The sequence below is a fragment of the Rhizobium sp. Root1203 genome (genome assembly GCF_001424945.1).
Lineage (GTDB): Bacteria > Pseudomonadota > Alphaproteobacteria > Rhizobiales > Rhizobiaceae > Rhizobium.
This window is the reverse complement of the sequence record NZ_LMCW01000007.1, coordinates 117,926-135,173: the sequence shown is the minus strand read 5'-3', so window position 1 is coordinate 135,173 and position 17,248 is coordinate 117,926. Positions and strand designations below refer to the sequence as shown.

Genomic DNA, 17,248 nt, shown 5'->3' with positions numbered 1-17,248 from the left:
CTGAAGGCCGCAGGTTCAAATCCTGCCCCCGCAACCAGAATCTTCAAAGACACCCAAAACAAAGCTCCTCCGCCTAACCGTCGAGGAGCTTTTTGCGTTTCCGCACGGTGTCCAGGTCGCTGGCTTCGAGCTTCTCGATGAAATCCGCATGCACTTCGGCGACGAGGCGATGAGGCGGAATATTCCGGCGGATATTGAACGCAAAGTGCTGTCATCGTTAATCGCGTGTGTTGAGGCTGCATGATCGGGCCGATCAGGAAATGTGCGAGTCTACCTGGCTTGCGAGTGACCGATATGCGGCGCGGTACCGATGGTCTGTCTGCAATGGTCGAGGCGGTCGAGGAAGCGCCGGGTTCCGAAGCAATCGTCGGCTTCCGTGGAAAGCGCGCTGACCGGATCAAGCTTCTATGGTGGGATGGCCAACGGTTCTGCCTATTCTACAAGATTCTCGAACGCGGATACTTTCCCTGGCAGACGGCGAAAGTTGGTGTTGCGCATCTGACGCAGGCGCAGTTGTCGATGCTTGTTGAAGGGACTGACCGGCGTCTACCAGCGTGGATTTCCGCCCCTACCGAAGTGCCACAGCATAGCGCGTTCGACTGGCATCGCACAGTAAGGAGTAACCCAGATGCCGACGGGTCGCATGTGTTCAAGGCGGTCCGCAAAAGCCTTTCTACGCAGGAGATCCTGCGACTTGCTTCGGTATTAGAAGTCGCGCCGCTAACATGCAGATAACAATCGTCAACAGCAGGATGAGAGCGACAAGAGCGTTGATATCAGGAGAGAACCCCAACCGCATCATCGCCCAAAGACGGACCGGCAACGTGCTCTGGGTTCCGGTGACGAGGATGGTGATCATGGTTTCGTCGAAGGATAGGGCGAAGGCGAGAATGGCACCGCCAGCCATGGCGCTCGAAAGGTTTGGCAGGATGACGCGCCAGAACGTCTGCCATCCGTTCGCGCCGAGATCGTAAGAGGCTTCGACCAGCGTCGGGCTCATCGATTGCAGCCGGGTCAGGATCGTTCGGTAAACGATCGCCAACACGAAAACCGTGTGGCCGATGATAATGGTGATCAGCGAGCGGTCGAAGTTGATCTCGCGGAAGAAGATCAGCAGCGCCAGGCCACTGATGACCGGCGGCATCAGGAAGGGCAGGAAGATGATGAACTGCAGCGCGCCGCGCGCCGCACCCCGGCTGTGGAAATAGAGTGCCATCAGCGTGCCGGAAACAACCGACAGGACCATGGTGCTGAAACCGACGATCAGCGTCGCCCGCAGAGCGTCGATCACGTCGGTGTTTTCCATCAACGCCGTGTAGGCCGAAAGCGTCGGCGTCGACCAGTCGACCTGGCCGTGGTTGATCGTGAAGAAGGACGAGACGATCGGCACGAAGAGCGGGCTGTAGAGCAGGATTGCCACCAGTGCGGTGACGAGCGCGAGCAGGATCGTGGACAGGCGAATGGGGCCGCTCATCTCGCCAACCCCTTCTGCCGTCCGAAATGCTCGCCGAAAAGGATTACTGCGATCACGACGACGGCGAGCGCCACGGAGAGTGCCGCCCCGAACGGCCAGTTGAAGGCTGTGCCGAACTGGCTGTATAGGACGCGGCCGAAAGTAAAACCGTTGACGCCGCCGACCATCTGCGGCGTCAGAAAATCGCCGATCGCAAGCACGAAGACGAAGCTGGCGGCTGAGGCGATGCCCGGAACGCTCAGGGGAAGCGTGATGCGCAGGAAGGTCTGCAGGCCGCTCGCCCCGAGATCGTCGGAAGCGCGCAGCAGGACCTGCGGAATGCGCTCCAGCGTCAAGAAGATCGGCAGGATCGCGAAAGGAATGAGCAGCAGCGTCAACGACAGAAGGATCGCGTTCATGTTGAAAACGAAGAGCGTCGATGGACGGTCGAGGATCCCGAGACCCACGAGCATGGTGTTCAGGACGCCATTCTGGCCGAGAATGCTGCGGATGGCATAGATCTTGATCACATAGCTCATCAGCAACGGCACCATCAGCAGCATCAGCATGACGTAGCGCCAGCGCCCGCGCAGCATCGTCAGGAAATAGGCAGCCGGATAGCCGAGAGCGATACACAAGACGGCGACCGACAGACAGAGAACGCAGGTATTCCAGAACACTGGCAGGAAGACCGGATCGGTGAAGAAGCGGACGTAGTTGGCGATGGTCAACGTGTAGTTGATCTCGCCGTGATCGACACTGAAGAAGCTGTAGCCGAGGAAGATCGTCAACGGCACGAGGATGAAAAAGACCGGCATCGCAAATGCCAACAGCGTAACGACAACGGTATAGAAAGGGCCTCGTCCGCTCATGAAAGCACCAAATGCGATTCGTGCGGCGAAAAGGAGAGGTCGAACGTCTCGCCCTGTTGCAGGGGGCTTCCTTCCGCGCGGCTCGGCAGGCGCAGTCGCAGGCGTTCCTTGCCGACCGTGATGTGTGCGACGGTCGATGAACCCGCAAAGGCAAGCTCGCTCACAGTTCCCGAGAAGCGGTTGCTGTCTCCGGTCGCGGTATGAAGTGCTTCAGGGCGGAATACTGCGAAGGCCGCCGTTCCCTCAGCAGCTGACCGCAGGTCGGGCTGGCCCTCGATGGAACAGACGAGCCGGCCGAGTGCGGTATCGATCGAACGCAAATTTCCATCGACGACGCTCAGCGTCCCGGCAACGAGGTTGTTGTCGCCGAAGAAGCGGGCGACGAATTCGCAGTTCGGCCGATAGTAGAGTTCATGCGGGGTACCAAGCTGGCGGATACGGCCGGATTCCATGACGCAAATGCGGTCGGCCATGCCGATCGCCTCTTCCTGGTCATGCGTGACGAAGAGGAAGGTCGTCTTTACCTCCCGCTGGATCGACTTCAGGAATTCCTGCATCTGACGGCGCAATTCGAGATCCAGGGCAGCGAGTGGTTCATCCAGCAGGATGAGCCGCGGTTCGCAGATGAGGGCGCGGGCAAGTGCTACACGCTGGCGCTGTCCGCCGGAAAGTTGCGCAGGATACCGATCGGCAAATCTGCCGAGTTGAACCAGATCCAGCGCCTCGCCGACGCGGCGCTTGATATCCGCGCGAGGCTTGCGGCGGATGGAAAGGCCGTAACCGACATTGGCGGCAACCGTCATGTGCGGGAAAAGCGCATAGTCCTGGAAGACGGTATTGAACGGCCGCTTGTTGATCGGCATGCGGCTGATATCTCTCCCGTCCAGCCTGATGGAGCCCGACGTTGCGGTCTCAAGCCCTCCAATGAGGCGTAGCACCGTCGTCTTGCCGGAGCCGGATGGGCCGAGCACGGTTAGAAACTCCCCGTCCTGGATAGAAAGATCGATCCCGTGGAGTACGGGCACCGGCCCGTAGGATTTCGAAACGGACTGAAGGCTGAGCAGTTCCTGGGGTTGGGTCATAGGCTTTACTCGGCATGTGATGGGAAAGCGGTCCGGGGCGTTCCGGACCGCTGTATTTCAGGTGCACGCGGCCGAGGATCAAGGCGTCGCCTTGACCTCGTTCCAGAGGTCGGAGCGCTTGAGCGGATCTTCGACATTGTCGAGCCAGATCAGCTTGTCGTTGCCGCCGGCGCTGGCCGTCTCGGTCACGGTATTGCCGAATCCGGTGCGTTCCGAGAGCTGCGAGCTCACCTTCTTGGAGATCATGAAGTTGATCCATTTCTCGGCCGCAGCCTTGTCGTGCACGCCCTTCGAGACCACCCAGTTGTCAAGCCAGGCAAGTGCGCCTTCGCCAGGATTGATGTAGGCGACATGGGCGCCGACGGCTTGCAGGGCTTTCAGCTGCTGCTGACCGTAGTTGGCCCAGATGAGGGCAACGTCGTTGCTCTTGTAGATCTGCTGGGCTTCATCGGCGGTCGTATAGAAGCTGAGGACATTGTGCTTCAGGTCGACCAGCTTGGCTTTGACGGCGGCGATCTGGTCGTCGCTGAGATGGAACGGATCCTTGTAGCCGAGCGTCAGCGCGGTGAAGGAGACGTTGTGCTCTCCATTGTCATAGGCAAGCACCTTGCCCTGATAGGCTGGATCCCAGAGAACCGACATGGAGGTGGGCGCCGGTTTCACCTTGTCGGTATCGTAGATGAGGCCGATCGAATCGAAACAGAACGGGATGCCGTAGACCTTGCCATCCTTGGTGACGCCGCGAACGGTCGTCAGATCCCGGAAGCGCGGTAGCACCTCCTTCTGGTTCGGCATGTCCGCCGTGTCGATCGGCGTGACGAGGTCGGCCGCGATATAGCGCTGCAGCTGGGCCGTGTTGACGGCAAAGACGTCGAAATCCTTGCCTTCGCTGCCCTTCATCTTGGCCCAGGCTTCATCGTCGCTGCCGATGAAGACCACATCGACGCCGATGCCGGTCTCGGCAGTGAAGTTCTTCACCCAGTCCTTATCCGCATAGCCGTCCCAGGCGAGAACGCGGAGATTTTCGGCAAAGGATGCCGAGGCCATCATCGACACGGCGAAGCCGGCGGTCGCTAACCCTGTCAGAAGTTTTCTCAATCGCATTTTCGTTCCCTTTTTTGTTGGTGTTGCAAATCCGATCGCTGCGAATTCATGGACTTACAGTTGCGTGACGGTCACAAGGCCTTCGTCGGGCGCCAGTTCCACCCGATTGCGCAACGGCTTACCGAAGACTTCCGCTTCGATTTCGTACTCATCCCCCGGACCGGTCTGGACGCCGAAGGCATAGCTCATCACCGCGGCTCCGAAGAAATAGGCATGCAGGTCTCCCGGCCGGCGATGCATGGGATAGCGGAAATGATAGTGTTCGAGATTGGCGATGGAATGCGACATGTGTGCCTCACCCGAGAGAAACGCCTCTTCCCAGATGACGGCGCCGTCGCGCCGGATGCGCGAATGACCGTGGACCTCGGCCGGAAGCTCCCCGACCAGCAGCTCCGGCCCGATCGAGCAGGAGCGCAGCTTGGAGTGGGCGAGGTAGAGATAGTTTTCAGCCTCGGTGAGATGATCGGAGTATTCGTTTCCGAGCGCATAGCCTATGCGATAGGGGCTGCCGTCCGGTCCGACGATGTAGAGGCCGACGATCTCTGCTTCCTCAGCGCCGGCGCGGGCAAAGGCCGGCATCGGCAGTGCGGCACCCGGGGCGACGACGCATGTGCCGACACCCTTGAAAAACCATTCTGGTTGCACCCCCGGCGGGCCGCCCGCCGGCTTGCCGCCTTCGAGGCCCATGCGGAAGATCTTCAGCGAATCGGACTCCTCGGCGTCTTCGCCGTGGGTCAGGATGTGCATCTTGTCGCGCGCATTGGCGCTGCCCGTATGGGTGAGGCCGGTACCGGTCACAAGGAAGCGGGCCGGCTCGTCATGGTCGAGCGGCGCTAGCACCAGGTTCTCCCGAAGCAGGCGGTCGTAGTCCACAAGCTCGGCTGTTGTACGTTCGTCGACAACCACCGCAAGCGCAATGCCGCGGGTGATTGCCGCTCCGGCGAGTTCCCGGACGGAATGTGTGTCCTTGAGCGGATGCAGATGGTTGTCATCGGCGGACACGCGGCCGACCTTGCGCTCGCCTTCCGGCGTTGTGAACTGAACGAGACGCATGACTGCACCTTTCTGTGTGGCGGACGGATTGTTCATACCCAGCCACCATCGACGATAAATTGCTGGCTGGTGCACATGGCGCTGTCATCGGCCGCGAGGAAAAGCGCCATGCGGGCGACGTCGGAAGGCTGGAGCCGGTCTGGCAGGCATTGGCGTTCCTCGATCTGGCGTTCGCCGGCCGGCGTCAGCCAGAGGCGCATCTGGCGTTCGGTCATCACCCAGCCGGGCACCATGCAGTTGACGCGGATGCGCTCGGGGCCGAGCTCACGGGCGAGCGCACGCGTCATGCCATAGATCGCCGCCTTGGCAGTGACATAGGCCGGGCAGTCCGGATCGCCGACCATCCAGGTGATGGAGCCGAAATTGATGATCGAGCCGCCACCAAGTTCCTTCATGTAGGACCTTGCCGCCTGGGCGGCGAAGAACTGATGGCGAAGATTGACGGCCATTCGGTCGTCCCAATAGGCGACCGTGACGTCTTCCGTCTGATGGCGGTCGTCGCTGCCGGCATTGTTGCAGAGGACCTGGATCGGACCGTTCCGCGCCACGGCCTCGGCGATGGCGAGGCGCAGGGCTTCCACATCGCGAAGATCGCATGGGATAAAGAGTGGCGACACGTCGCCTTCCCCGGCAACGGAAGCGACAAGCTGGCGGGACGGTTCTTCTGCGACATCGACGAAGGCGACGCGACTGCCCTGGGCGCAGAAATGCCGGACGAGGCTTTCACCGATGCCACTGCCGCCGCCAGTGATGAAGACGCTCTTGCCCTTGAGGCTTGGATAGATCGCGAATTTGTTCGCCTGGTTGCTCATCGTCAGAACCGTCTAGTGAGAGTGCCGCGGAATGCCGGCATCGCGCCGACCCACGAGAAAATCGAAGTCGCAGCCGGTATCGGCCTGCATGACCCGCTCGACGTAGAGGCTCGGATAGCCACCCTGCGGCGGGATCGGCGGCAGCCATTCGGCGCGTCGCAGTGCCAGTTCCTCGTCGGAAACCATCAGCTCCAGCCTGCGCCCGGCCACATCGAGCTCGATGAAGTCGCCGTCGCGCACGAGGGCGAGGACACCGCCGGCTGCCGCTTCCGGCGCGACATGCAGGACGACGGTGCCATAGGCGGTGCCGCTCATGCGGGCGTCGGAAATGCGCACCATGTCGGAAACGCCCTGCTTCAGGAGCTTGGCCGGCAGGGGCATGTTGCCGACCTCAGCCATGCCCGGATAACCGCGGGGGCCGCAATTCTTCAGCACCATCACCGAGCTCGCATCGATATCGAGTTCCGGGTCGTCGATGCGCTCGTAATAATGTTCGATATTTTCGAAGACGACGGCCTTGCCGCGATGCTGCATCAGCTCCGGCGTTGCCGCCGAAGGCTTGATGACGGCACCGCTCGGCGCAAGATTGCCGCGCAGGACGGCAATGCCACCTTCCTTCGTCAGCGGATTGTTGAAGGGCCGGATGACCTCCTCGTTGTAGTTCGGGGCATTTTCGATGATGGCGCCCACGGTCTTTCCGCTAACCGTGATCGCGTCTCGATGCAGGAGCCCAGCTTCGTCCAGGGCGGCCATGACGGTCGACAGACCACCGGCATAGTAAAAGTCCTCCATCAGGAAGCGGCCGGAGGGCATCAGATCGACGATGGTCGGCACGGCGCGGCCGAGCCTGTCCCAGTCGTCCAGGTTGAGTTCGACGCCGATCCGCCGCGCGATGGCGATCAGATGCAGCACGGCATTGGTCGAGCCGCCGATCGCACCGTTGACACGAATTGCATTCTCGAACGCTTCCTTCGTCAGGATTTGAGAAATCGTGACGTCGTCATTGACCAGGTCAACAATGCGGCGACCCGCCATATGGGCGAGCACGCCGCGCCGCGCGTCGACGGCGGGAATTGCAGCATTGTCCGGCATGCCGATGCCGAGTGCCTCAACCATACTCGCCATCGTCGAAGCGGTGCCCATCGTCATGCAGCTGCCGGCAGACCGGCTCTGGCCCTGTTCCGCTGCCAGGAAGTCGCTGACCACCATGCGGCCCGCCTTGACGTCTTCGGCGAATTTCCAGACATGCGTTCCCGAGCCTATATCCTGGCCGCGGAACTTTCCGTTCAGCATCGGGCCGCCGGAGACAGCGATGGTCGGGAGATTGGCGGAGGCCGCGCCCATCAGAAGCGCCGGTGTGGTCTTGTCGCAGCCGACGAGGAGGACGACGCCGTCCATCGGATTGCTGCGGATCGATTCCTCGACGTCCATGCTGGCGAGATTGCGAAACAGCATTGCCGTCGGGCGCATGTTGCTTTCGCCAAGCGACATGACCGGAAACTCGAAGGGAACGCCGCCGGCCTCGTAGACACCGCGCTTCACGTGCTCGGCAATGCCGCGGAGATGGGCATTGCAGGGCGTGAGCTCCGACCACGTGTTGCAGATACCGATAACCGGCCGGCCGTCGAAGACGTGGTCCGGCAGCCCCTGGTTCTTCATCCAGCTACGGTGCATGAAGGCGTTCTTGCCATCTCCTCCGAACCATTCGGACGAACGCAACTTGCGTTTCGGCTGGGTCATTTATTCTGCTCCTGTACCTTCCGACGCAGACTGCGGCTTTCGATGCCGCGCCTCACATCTTCCTCGGCGTGATCAAGCAGGACCAGAAGCGCCTGCTGGGCTCCCGCTCCGTCCTTCGCCGCTATTTTCTCGGCTACTGCGCGGTGCAGCGGGAGGGATGGGCGCTGACCGTCCGGATTGTCGTTGGAAAGGCGAAAGCTCATCAGAAGTGCCGTCTCGATGAGTGCGGCAAGCGATCCCATCAGCTCGTTTCCAGTCATGCGCAGGATCGTTTGATGAAAGACGAGATCGGGCTCGGCGAAGCGCTCGCCATCGTCGCCATAGGCTTCCATTTCGGCAAGAGCGGAATTGAGTTCCCCCAATTGCTCCGGCGTGGCGCGCTGCGCGGCAAGGGCTGCCGACATCGGCTCGATGGCACGACGTAGCTCGAACAATGCCTTGACGTCATCGTGATTGATTGAACCGGAGTAGCGCCAGGACAGCACGTCTGGATCAAGGAAGTTCCAATCGGAGCGGGGGCGAACGCGCGTGCCCGTTTTCGGACGAGATTCAACCAGTCCCTTACCTGCCAGCACCTTGATTGCTTCGCGAAGCACCGATCGGCTGACTCCGATCATCTCCTTGGAGTCGTCCGCGTTCGGCAGCACTTCCCCCGGAAGAAACCGGCCCTGCACAATCCAGCTGCCGATCTGCTCGACAGCAGTGGCATGCATCGTGTTGCTGGAACTCTGAAAACCAGCTGCAGTGGAGGACGGGAACCGGACAGAAGCGGGCAATTTGTCAATCTTCCTATTATTCATAATATATGTATCATTGCGGATGGTTTTTCTGTCAAGGACTGATTTGCTTGCTCTGGCAACGAGCCTGGTGAACGCGGCGCAGCGTTATCTCGGCCTGGCACTCGCCGCAGATTTGCCGGCGTGACCCGAACCCGCCGACCGATGTCAGGACGCCGTGAAGGGCGGTCGTGCCCTACGACGTTATTCCACCCGGCAATGGTCCAGATCGAAACCGACGCTGCCAGCAAAAGAACCCGGCGACGTGATGCAGGCGCAACCTGATCGTCTTGGGATACCCGGTCTTCTTGCGGACACGTTCCAGCGTCTGGACGACATCTTCACCACGGTAATTGAACCGTGCATCTGTGGCCGGGCAATAGCGCGAATGGGTATCAACGACTGTCTGCGCAGCTTCTTGCCTGTCGCGAGCTGGTCGTGGACATCGTCCATGGCCCAGACGTCGTTCGGATTTGTTGCGGCCTGGCGATCATCCCTGGGCTTGGCCTTCACCGACGCTTTGGTTGCTTGTTGCCCAACTGAAGGCCTAACTCGCTGTCAATCCGACCTGTCTTCTTCATGTTGATGTTCCACCCGTCGCGACACAAGTGGACATGCATCGACGATATCCATACCGCACGCGCGTCTCGCAAATCTCTTTGATTCGTCTTCCGAGGGGGCTGCCCGGCACGGCGGGATTTGTAATGGTAGGTCGGGGTGTCGAACTGGCCTCCACACCAGCAACGATCTTGAATCCAAAACCAAAGCAGATGGAATCCCAAAAAATTTCGTCTATCGCTGACAGACCCTGGTGTGCGTGGTCTGCAATAAGCAAAAAAATGGCCCAAGTTGATGTGAAATCTGAGACCCTTTTTTAGGTAGAACGCCACGAGTCTTAATCGATCTCGACGTGCCTCAACGAGGCGGGCCGATCGAAGCGCGCAAGATTAACTGGCATTCCATCTTCAGCCGCAATGGCGGCTTCTTCGGCTGCGCCACCTTCTCCAAAAGCTCTGCCACCGCCCATTGGCCCATATCCTCGTGCGGCAGCTTCAATGTGGTGAGCGGCGGCAGGATTTTTCGGGCAAGGCTGTCATCATCAAAGCCAACGACGGAAATGTCGTCGGGGATTTTCAAGCCGCGCAGTCTGATTGCGTCATAGGCGCCCATCGCCACCCGGTCTGAAAAACAGAATACCGCCGTCGGCGGGGACGGCAGGTCGAGCAGCTGCAGCATCTTCTCACGCCCGAGGTCGAGCGACCAGGCGCCGGACACAATCAGCCCTGGATCCACGGCGATATCATAGGTGGTAAGCGCCTGCCGGTAGCCACTTAAACGATCTCGGGACGCTTCAAGCCGCTCCTTGCCCGCGTCGATCATAGCTATGCGACGATGTCCGGCCTTGATCAGCGTCTCCGTCGCCGCAAAACCGCCGGCAAGATCGCCAGGAATGATCGACGAGAACTCGGCCCGCTGCTGATGGCAGTTCAAGAGCACGGTGGGGTAGTTGGCAAGTTTGGAGGGCAGCACTGGCGCCAACTGAGTGATGAGGGTGGCGTAGACCACTCCGACGATCTGGCGCCGGCCCAGATAGTCGAGGATGACCTCTGCAAATTCGACTTGTCCGCCGGTAACGACGGTGATCGCCGCCAAGCCCCGTTCTTCTGCTGCCTCGCGCACGCCTTCAATGAGTGGCGCGGCGTGATGTGAAGCCATGAGATCGTCGATCAAAAGCACGATGATGCCACCGATCGGCCCATTGGCGGGCGTGGTCTTCTGATAGCCAAGCTCCTCGGCCACAGCCAGCACATGACTGCGCATCTTCTCAGAAACGCGCTTGCCGGGCGCCTCGTTAAGCACCAGTGAAACCGTTGCGTGCGAAACGCCGACCTTTGCAGCGATGTCGGACATTGTCGGTCGTTTCGTTATTTTGTCGTTCACGCAGTTTCTCTCTCAGACAGTTGGCATGCACGTTAGAAAATCTGACGGACAATGTGAAGCAGCGGGCTTGCGGGAGTTACATTTTTAAGTTACGAAACCAACGTGTAACCTATTTTGTGACTAAATCCAACTGGAAAGCTTGCGGCTCATGACCATCGCCACCCGCCGTTTTGCCGAAACCCATTCCGGGCCGCGTGCGCGCCTATCTCTCGATGGGGCCTGGGACTTTCAACTGGAGGGGCATAAGCCCACGACGGTTGTTGTGCCTGCTCCTTGGCAGGCGCATTTTCCGGATCTACGCGCCGCCGCAGGCGTGGCGACTTATTCGCGTCAATTGACCGTGCCGCAGGAGTGGCAAGGTCGTCAGGTGATCGTGCATTTCGGCGCGGTGAACTATTTCGCCGAAGTGTCGGTCAATGGACGCCGGCTCGGCTCTCACGAAGGCGGCTATCTGCCGTTCGAATTTGTTATTCCGGCCGATCTGCTGGACGGCGAAATGCGTCTGGACGTAAGGGTTACGCTGCCAAGTGCGGACGGACAGGCTTTCCCCGACTTTCCATTCGATGAAATCCCGCACGGCAAGCAGAGTTGGTACGGTATGCTGGGCGGCATCTGGCAGTCGGTCTGGCTGGAGTGCCGTTCCGAGGCGCATATCGCGCATCACGGCATTCGCGCCGACCTCGTCACCGGCGAGGTGACGGTTTGTGTCGAACTGGCTGCAGCCTTCACCGGTTCGTTGAACATTCGACTTCTTGACCGCAATGGCGCGGTAGCGGCATCCACGGAGCTTGCTGTCAAAGAGGCGACACATGCTTCGGTCGCGCTAAAGGTCGCCAAGGTCGAAGCCTGGTCGCTCGATGAGCCCGCGCTTTACCAGGCTGTCGCCGAACTGTGTAAAGGCGACGTCGTCATCGATGCGGACACCCAGAATTTTGGCTTTCGGACGTTTGAAGCGAGAGATGGAAAGTTTTTCCTGAACGGTCAGCCATTCTATATGCGCGGTGCGCTGGATCAGGATTACTATCCAGAGGGCATCTACACCCCGCCGTCGCTGGAGTTTCTGGAGGACCAGGCGCGCAAATCGAAGGAACTTGGCCTCAACCTCCTTCGCTGCCATATCAAGGTTCCCGATCCGCGCTACTATGACGTGGCTGACCGCTTTGGCCTCTTGGTCTGGACGGAAATTCCCAACATCCAGACGTTTACAGAAAAGTCGGCGCAGCGCCTCCTCGACACAATGGAAGGGATCCTGCGCCGCGACGGCAACCATCCCTCTATCGTGATCTGGACCATCATCAACGAAGACTGGGGGACGCGTCTTGTCGAAAGCGCCGATCAGCGGAGTTGGCTGGAAAACGCCTATCATTGGCTGAAAAAGAAGGACCCGACACGGCTGGTGGTTGACAATTCCGCCTGCATTCCGAACTTCCATGTCGTCTCCGACATCGACGACTACCATTATTACGCGTCAGTTCCGGAAATGGCGCACGAGTGGGCCGATTGGGTTTCGTCCTTCGCCAAGCGGCCCGACTGGTCCTATTCGCCGAACGGCGATGCGAAACGGCGCGGCGACGAGCCGCTCGTCGTCTCCGAGTTCGGTGTCTGGGGTCTGCCGCATCCCGAAAAGTTGTTGCAGGACGGCAAGGAGCCGTTCTGGTTCATCAACGGGCTGGAGTGGGACAGCGAAGGTGCAACCTATCCGCATGGTGTCGAGCAGCGCTTCCGCACTTTCCAGTTCGACAAGGTCTTTCCGTCCTTCGGCTCCTTCATCGAGGACACACAATGGCATCAGTTCAATGCCCTCAAGTTCGAGATCGAAGAAATGCGTCGCCATGCCTCGATTCAGGGCTATGTGATCACCGAGCTGACCGATCTGCACTGGGAAGCCAATGGCCTCATGGACATGGAGCGCAACACGCGCGCTTATCACAACCGTTTCCACGAGATTAACACCGACGTGGTCATCGTGCCACGCATGCAGCGCTATGCGGTCTGGACAGGCGAAACGGCCAGCATTGAGCTTGAAATCTCGACGGGGGGTAAGGCGTTGCCAGCGGCCGAACTGAGCTGGAGTGTCGATGGTGCAGCTGCCGGCAAGATGTCGGTCCAAGCGCTTGATGCAACGTCAGTGTGCCGCCTGCCGGCGCTTGATTTGTCCTTCGGAGAAGACAAGGCAGGAAATCAGGCCAGTGTCCAGTTCACGTTGACCGCTGGCGGCAAGGAGCTGGCGCGCAACAGCCTCGATATCAGCGTCTATGCGCGCCGATCCAAGCCTGTGCTTTCCGTTTCGTCCGTAGAGCCTGAGATCGCGCAATATCTGACCTCCCTTGGCTATGAGGTCGTAAACGCCGACACGGCGCATGTGCGAGTTGTGTCGACATTGAGCCAGGCCGATATCGACGCCATGGAGCATGGCGCCCATTGCGTTTCGCTGGCCGATGTCAGTCCGCTGCCGTTTGGAAACCTGCGCAATGACCAGCCAAATTGGAATTATCCGACCGGAGGCGATCGCGGGCAGCCCATGCCGCAGATGCGCGTCAGCGAACGCAACGGCACCATCTGGAAGGGCAACTGGGTCACCGGCTTCAGCTGGGTCAAGCGTGCCGGGGTATTTGAACGACTGCCGGGCGGCCCGCTCACCGACCTGTCCTTTATCGGCGTCAACCCCAATCGCGTCATCACCGGCTTCCGACCGATCCATTTCGACGGTCTGGTCCATGCCGGCACCATGGCGGGCTGGATTCACAAGCCCTGCGCGACGATTGCCGAACGGCGGATAGGCTCAGGTCGTATCGTGGCCACGACCTTCGGCCTGATGCGCGAACCCGCTGGCGCAGATCCGGTCGCGGCGACCTTATTTGATTGCATCATCGAGACGGCCGCCGCGGGATAGGCCGTCAGTGAAAATGAACCGCCGCATGTGACCGGGAGGAGGTTTAGGTGGCCAAGACAGACGCAGGCGTGAGCATCCGCAACGTTGCCAAGAGTTTTGGGGCGGTGGAAGTGCTCAATGACATCTCGCTCGGGATAGACAGCGGCGAGTTCATCGTCTTCCTGGGCGCATCCGGCAGCGGCAAGTCGACTCTCCTGCGCATGATCGCCGGACTGGAGACAGTCTCGGGCGGCGAAATCTGGATCGGTGGGCGCCGTGTTGACACCCTTGCCCCAGGTCAGCGTGACATATCCATGGTGTTTCAGTCCTATGCGCTCTATCCGCATATGAGCGTGCGAGAAAATCTCGCCTTTGGACTGGCCAATGTCGGCACACCGAAAGCCGAGATCGCAACCCGCGTTGCGACGGCTGCCAGGATGCTGGAGATGGACCATCTCCTCGAACGCAAGCCGGCGCAACTGTCCGGCGGCCAGCGTCAGCGTGTTGCAATTGGACGCGCGATCGTGCGCGAGCCGAAAGTCTTTCTCTTTGACGAACCGCTGTCGAACCTGGACGCCGGCCTGCGTACACGCACCAGGTTCGAACTGTCGCAGCTGCATGATCGTCTTGGCGCCACGATGATTTTCGTGACCCATGATCAGATCGAGGCGATGACGCTGGCGACCCGGATTGTTCTTCTGAACAAGGGACGGATCGAGCAGGTCGGCGCGCCGATGGATATCTATGCGCGTCCAAGCACACGCTACGTCGCCCAGTTCGTCGGCTCGCCGCCGATGAATTTCCTGCCGGTCGCGCGCATCGAGGGCGGCCCGGACGGCGCAATTGCTACAACCGCCGACGGCTCAAGGCTGCAAACGTCAGTTCGGTTCGACAGTGTCCCGGCAGCCAACCTCACGCTTGGCTTACGGCCCGAGAATCTGACCGTCTCGCTGCATGGCACACTGCGAGGCAAAGTCGTCACCGTGGAGCAGATGGGCGACCGCTCTCTCGTCCATGCCGAACTCGCTGACGGAACGCAGGTTATCGGCGTTGACGCCCCAATCACCACGGCCCGTGGTGGTTCCGAAATTGCGTTTGCCGCCGAGGGAGCGAAGGCGATGCTATTTGATGAAATGGGGAAAGGGTATCACGCGGCCGGCTAGGCTGCAGCGCAGGGAATTAAGGCCGCCCTCCGAAGGAGGTCCCGGCAGGAAGACTGATCATTCTGGAGGAGTGAGAATGCATAACCTATTGAGAACATCGATTGCCGCGTTAGCCGTCACGATTGCCTTCCCGGCATTTGCGGTCGAAAATGTCGTCTGGTGGGACTTTCTGTCGGGAGGCGACGGCGTGCGAATGAAGGCGCTGATCCAGCGCTTTAACGACGAGCACAAGGACAAGATCCAAATCAAGGGCACCACGCTCGAATGGGGCATCCCCTATTACACCAAGCTGCAGACATCAGCTGCTGTCGGCCAGGGACCTGACATCGCCACCTACCATCTTTCGCGCCTGGCCGGTGCGGTTTCAGCCAAGACCGTGTCGCCAATCGATCCGAAGGAGCTTGATGCTGTCGGCTTGAAGGACAGCGACTATCCGCCGAATGCCATTGCCGCCTCGACGGTCGACAATGCGCGCTACGCCGTACCCTTCGACGTGCACGGGGAGGTGCTCTACTACAACAAGAATGTCTTGAAGGAACTGGAAGCCCTGGGCAAGGACGGCAAGCCCGCCGGCATCGATACCCTGGAAGGCTGGCGTGCGCTGTTAGCCAAGGTCAAGGAAGCCGGCAAGAACGGCGTCGTCATCGCGTCGTCCAACGGCGATTTGCGCGACATCTATACCCTGTTCGGCCAGCTGGGTGGTCAATTGACGACGGACGGCAAGTTCTTGCAGGGCGACAATTTCGACAAGATGGAAAAGGCCTACAACGAGGTCACCGATTGGGTGAAACAAGGTTGGGCGCAGCCCTATATCGACTCTGAAACGATCACACCGACCTTCCTGGCCGGACAATCTGCCTTTTTCCTCAATGGCAACTGGGAATTGCCGACCATGGAAACTGAAGTGGCCAAGGGTAACGGCTTCGATTACGGCATGGTCAATATTCCGGCCTGGATGGGCAAGGCTGCCAACTGGGCAGACTCGCACTCGTTTGTGATGCCCAACAATGTCGGCGTGACCATGACCCCAGAAAAGCGCGCCGCGGTGATCGAAGTTATCCGGTGGATGAATGTGAATTCGCTGGAATGGGCTGGCGCCGGCCATATCCCGGCTTATTTGCCGGTCAGCACGTCTGCCGCATACAAGGCGCTCAAGCCACAGGCAGACTATGCCGCCATGGCGCTCAACGCCTTCTATATGCCAAAGACACCACTGACCGGTGCCGCGTCCAAATTTGACGACGACTGGCAGAATATGGCGTCCGGGCCGCTGAACGGCGAAGGCGACCTAAAGGAAACGCTGGAGAAGTTTCGCGATCACATGAACTCTCAGTGATGTTTCCCTTCAAAATTCCCGGGGCTGCTCCTGCCCCGGGACCGCATGACCGAGGCAGGTGACAGATGGCCGCAGTTAGCAACAAGAAGCAGGACAGCCTGATTGCCGCGCTGCTGGTCGCACCGGCCGTTGTGGCGTTTTTAGTAATTTTTGCCTATCCGACGTGGCGCATGGTGGCGATGAGCTTCAGCAATGCGCCGCTGATCGGCCCCGGCGAGTGGGTCGGCTTCGATAATTATGCGCGCCAACTCTCCTCGCCTCAATTTCAGAAGGCACTTCTGAACACGCTGTACTTCATCGTTCTGACCGTCATTCCCGGCACGTCTCTCGCGCTGCTCATTGCCATGGGCGTCAATCGCCTGACCGGGCGCATGCAGATGTTTGTCCTGGCGTGCTTTTTCCTGCCGTCCATTCTGCCGGTCTCGGTGGTGACCCAGATCTGGACCTGGATCGCAAACATGCAATATGGTGTCATCCAGAATGTCATCGGGTTGTTTACCGGTGGCCGGCCGCTGCCAGTGCTGCGTTCGCCGACCTATTTCATGCCCTCCGTTGCCGTCGTCACGATCTGGTGGACGATAGGCTTCAACATTCTTCTGTTTCTAGCCGCCTTGCGCAGCATTTCGCCCGACATCTACGAAGCGGCGGCGCTCGACAATGCCAGCCGCTGGCGGGTGTTCTCAAAGATAACCTGGCCGCTGATCTGGCCTGTCACGGCCCTTGTCCTCACGCTGCAGCTGATTGCGCAATTCAAGATTTTTTCGCAACCGTATCTGCTCGGCTACTTCGCCCATACACCGGCTGACGCGCAATCCGTCGTGATGACGGTTATCTACGATCTCGCCTTCAAGCAGAACAAGGGTGGAGAGGGGGCAGCCGTCGCTACCATCCTGTTCATTATCATCCTGATTGCCTCTGTCTTCCAGTATCAGTTCCTGCGTGCGCGAGGTGAAAAGTGAGCGTTCTAGCAACCGACCAGCAAGCCGGCCTCGCCCGGGAAAGCAGTGTAACCGGCGCAAGCAATTGGAGCGGCCGCGCACTTGC

At 59.8% G+C, this 17,248-nt stretch carries 14 protein-coding genes and 1 pseudogene; 5 read left to right on the top strand and 10 right to left on the bottom strand.

What is annotated here, in order from left to right; all coding sequences use genetic code 11:
* Positions 1-240: 240 nt before the first annotated feature.
* Positions 241-735: an IS66 family insertion sequence element accessory protein TnpB gene (gene tnpB / locus ASC97_RS32620; protein WP_113001058.1), complete on the top strand. Its 495-nt coding sequence runs from the start codon at positions 241-243 to the stop codon at positions 733-735.
* On the opposite strand, the gene ASC97_RS07940 is transcribed toward tnpB, so the two are convergent.
* The 10 genes and pseudogenes from ASC97_RS07940 to ASC97_RS07900 all read right to left on the bottom strand — a co-directional run bounded on the left by ASC97_RS07940 (position 674) and on the right by ASC97_RS07900 (position 10,803).
* Positions 674-1,474 carry an ABC transporter permease gene (locus ASC97_RS07940; protein WP_057467807.1) on the bottom strand — a complete coding sequence of 267 codons (801 nt, stop codon included), beginning with the start codon at positions 1,472-1,474 and terminating at the stop codon, positions 674-676. The genes tnpB and ASC97_RS07940 overlap by 62 nt on opposite strands.
* Complete coding sequence (locus ASC97_RS07935) at positions 1,471-2,325, bottom strand: ABC transporter permease (RefSeq protein WP_057467806.1); 855 nt, start codon at positions 2,323-2,325, stop codon at positions 1,471-1,473. Before ASC97_RS07935 ends, ASC97_RS07940 begins: the two co-directional genes overlap by 4 nt.
* Positions 2,322-3,407, bottom strand: coding sequence for an ABC transporter ATP-binding protein (locus tag ASC97_RS07930; protein WP_057467805.1), 1,086 nt, complete (start codon positions 3,405-3,407; stop codon positions 2,322-2,324). Before ASC97_RS07930 ends, ASC97_RS07935 begins: the two co-directional genes overlap by 4 nt.
* Positions 3,408-3,485: 78 nt before the next feature.
* Positions 3,486-4,511, bottom strand: coding sequence for an ABC transporter substrate-binding protein (locus ASC97_RS07925; protein ID WP_057467804.1), 1,026 nt, complete (start codon positions 4,509-4,511; stop codon positions 3,486-3,488).
* Positions 4,512-4,565: 54 nt separating this feature from the next.
* Positions 4,566-5,564 (bottom strand): AraD1 family protein, encoded by a 999-nt coding sequence (gene araD1, locus ASC97_RS07920; RefSeq protein WP_057467821.1) that lies wholly within the window; start codon positions 5,562-5,564, stop codon positions 4,566-4,568.
* Between the two features lie 32 nt (positions 5,565-5,596).
* Entirely contained in the window at positions 5,597-6,376 is a 780-nt protein-coding gene (locus ASC97_RS07915) for an SDR family NAD(P)-dependent oxidoreductase (protein WP_057467803.1), read from the bottom strand.
* 12 nt (positions 6,377-6,388) lie between these two features.
* Positions 6,389-8,116, bottom strand: a complete 1,728-nt coding sequence (locus ASC97_RS07910; protein ID WP_057467802.1) for an IlvD/Edd family dehydratase — start codon at positions 8,114-8,116, stop codon at positions 6,389-6,391.
* Entirely contained in the window at positions 8,113-8,892 is a 780-nt protein-coding gene (locus ASC97_RS07905) for a FadR/GntR family transcriptional regulator (RefSeq protein ID WP_244481407.1), read from the bottom strand. Before ASC97_RS07905 ends, ASC97_RS07910 begins: the two co-directional genes overlap by 4 nt.
* A gap of 277 nt (positions 8,893-9,169) precedes the next feature.
* Positions 9,170-9,629: pseudogene (locus tag ASC97_RS32615) on the bottom strand (IS3 family transposase); the annotation flags it as partial.
* 178 nt (positions 9,630-9,807) lie between these two features.
* Positions 9,808-10,803, bottom strand: coding sequence for a LacI family DNA-binding transcriptional regulator (locus tag ASC97_RS07900; RefSeq protein WP_057467801.1), 996 nt, complete (start codon positions 10,801-10,803; stop codon positions 9,808-9,810).
* Between the two features lie 178 nt (positions 10,804-10,981).
* On the opposite strand from ASC97_RS07900, the gene ASC97_RS07895 reads away from it, so the two are divergent.
* The 4 genes from ASC97_RS07895 to ASC97_RS07880 all read left to right on the top strand — a co-directional run bounded on the left by ASC97_RS07895 (position 10,982) and on the right by ASC97_RS07880 (position 17,163).
* The gene (locus tag ASC97_RS07895; RefSeq protein ID WP_057467800.1) at positions 10,982-13,726 is read left to right on the top strand and encodes a glycoside hydrolase family 2 protein; all 2,745 of its coding nucleotides are present in this window, start codon (positions 10,982-10,984) and stop codon (positions 13,724-13,726) included.
* Between the two features lie 47 nt (positions 13,727-13,773).
* Positions 13,774-14,868: an ABC transporter ATP-binding protein gene (locus ASC97_RS07890; RefSeq protein WP_057467799.1), complete on the top strand. Its 1,095-nt coding sequence runs from the start codon at positions 13,774-13,776 to the stop codon at positions 14,866-14,868.
* Positions 14,869-14,944: 76 nt separating this feature from the next.
* Positions 14,945-16,204: an extracellular solute-binding protein gene (locus ASC97_RS07885; RefSeq protein WP_057467798.1), complete on the top strand. Its 1,260-nt coding sequence runs from the start codon at positions 14,945-14,947 to the stop codon at positions 16,202-16,204.
* A 65-nt stretch (positions 16,205-16,269) separates the two neighbouring features.
* Positions 16,270-17,163: a carbohydrate ABC transporter permease gene (locus tag ASC97_RS07880; protein ID WP_057467797.1), complete on the top strand. Its 894-nt coding sequence runs from the start codon at positions 16,270-16,272 to the stop codon at positions 17,161-17,163.
* Positions 17,164-17,248: the final 85 nt, after the last annotated feature.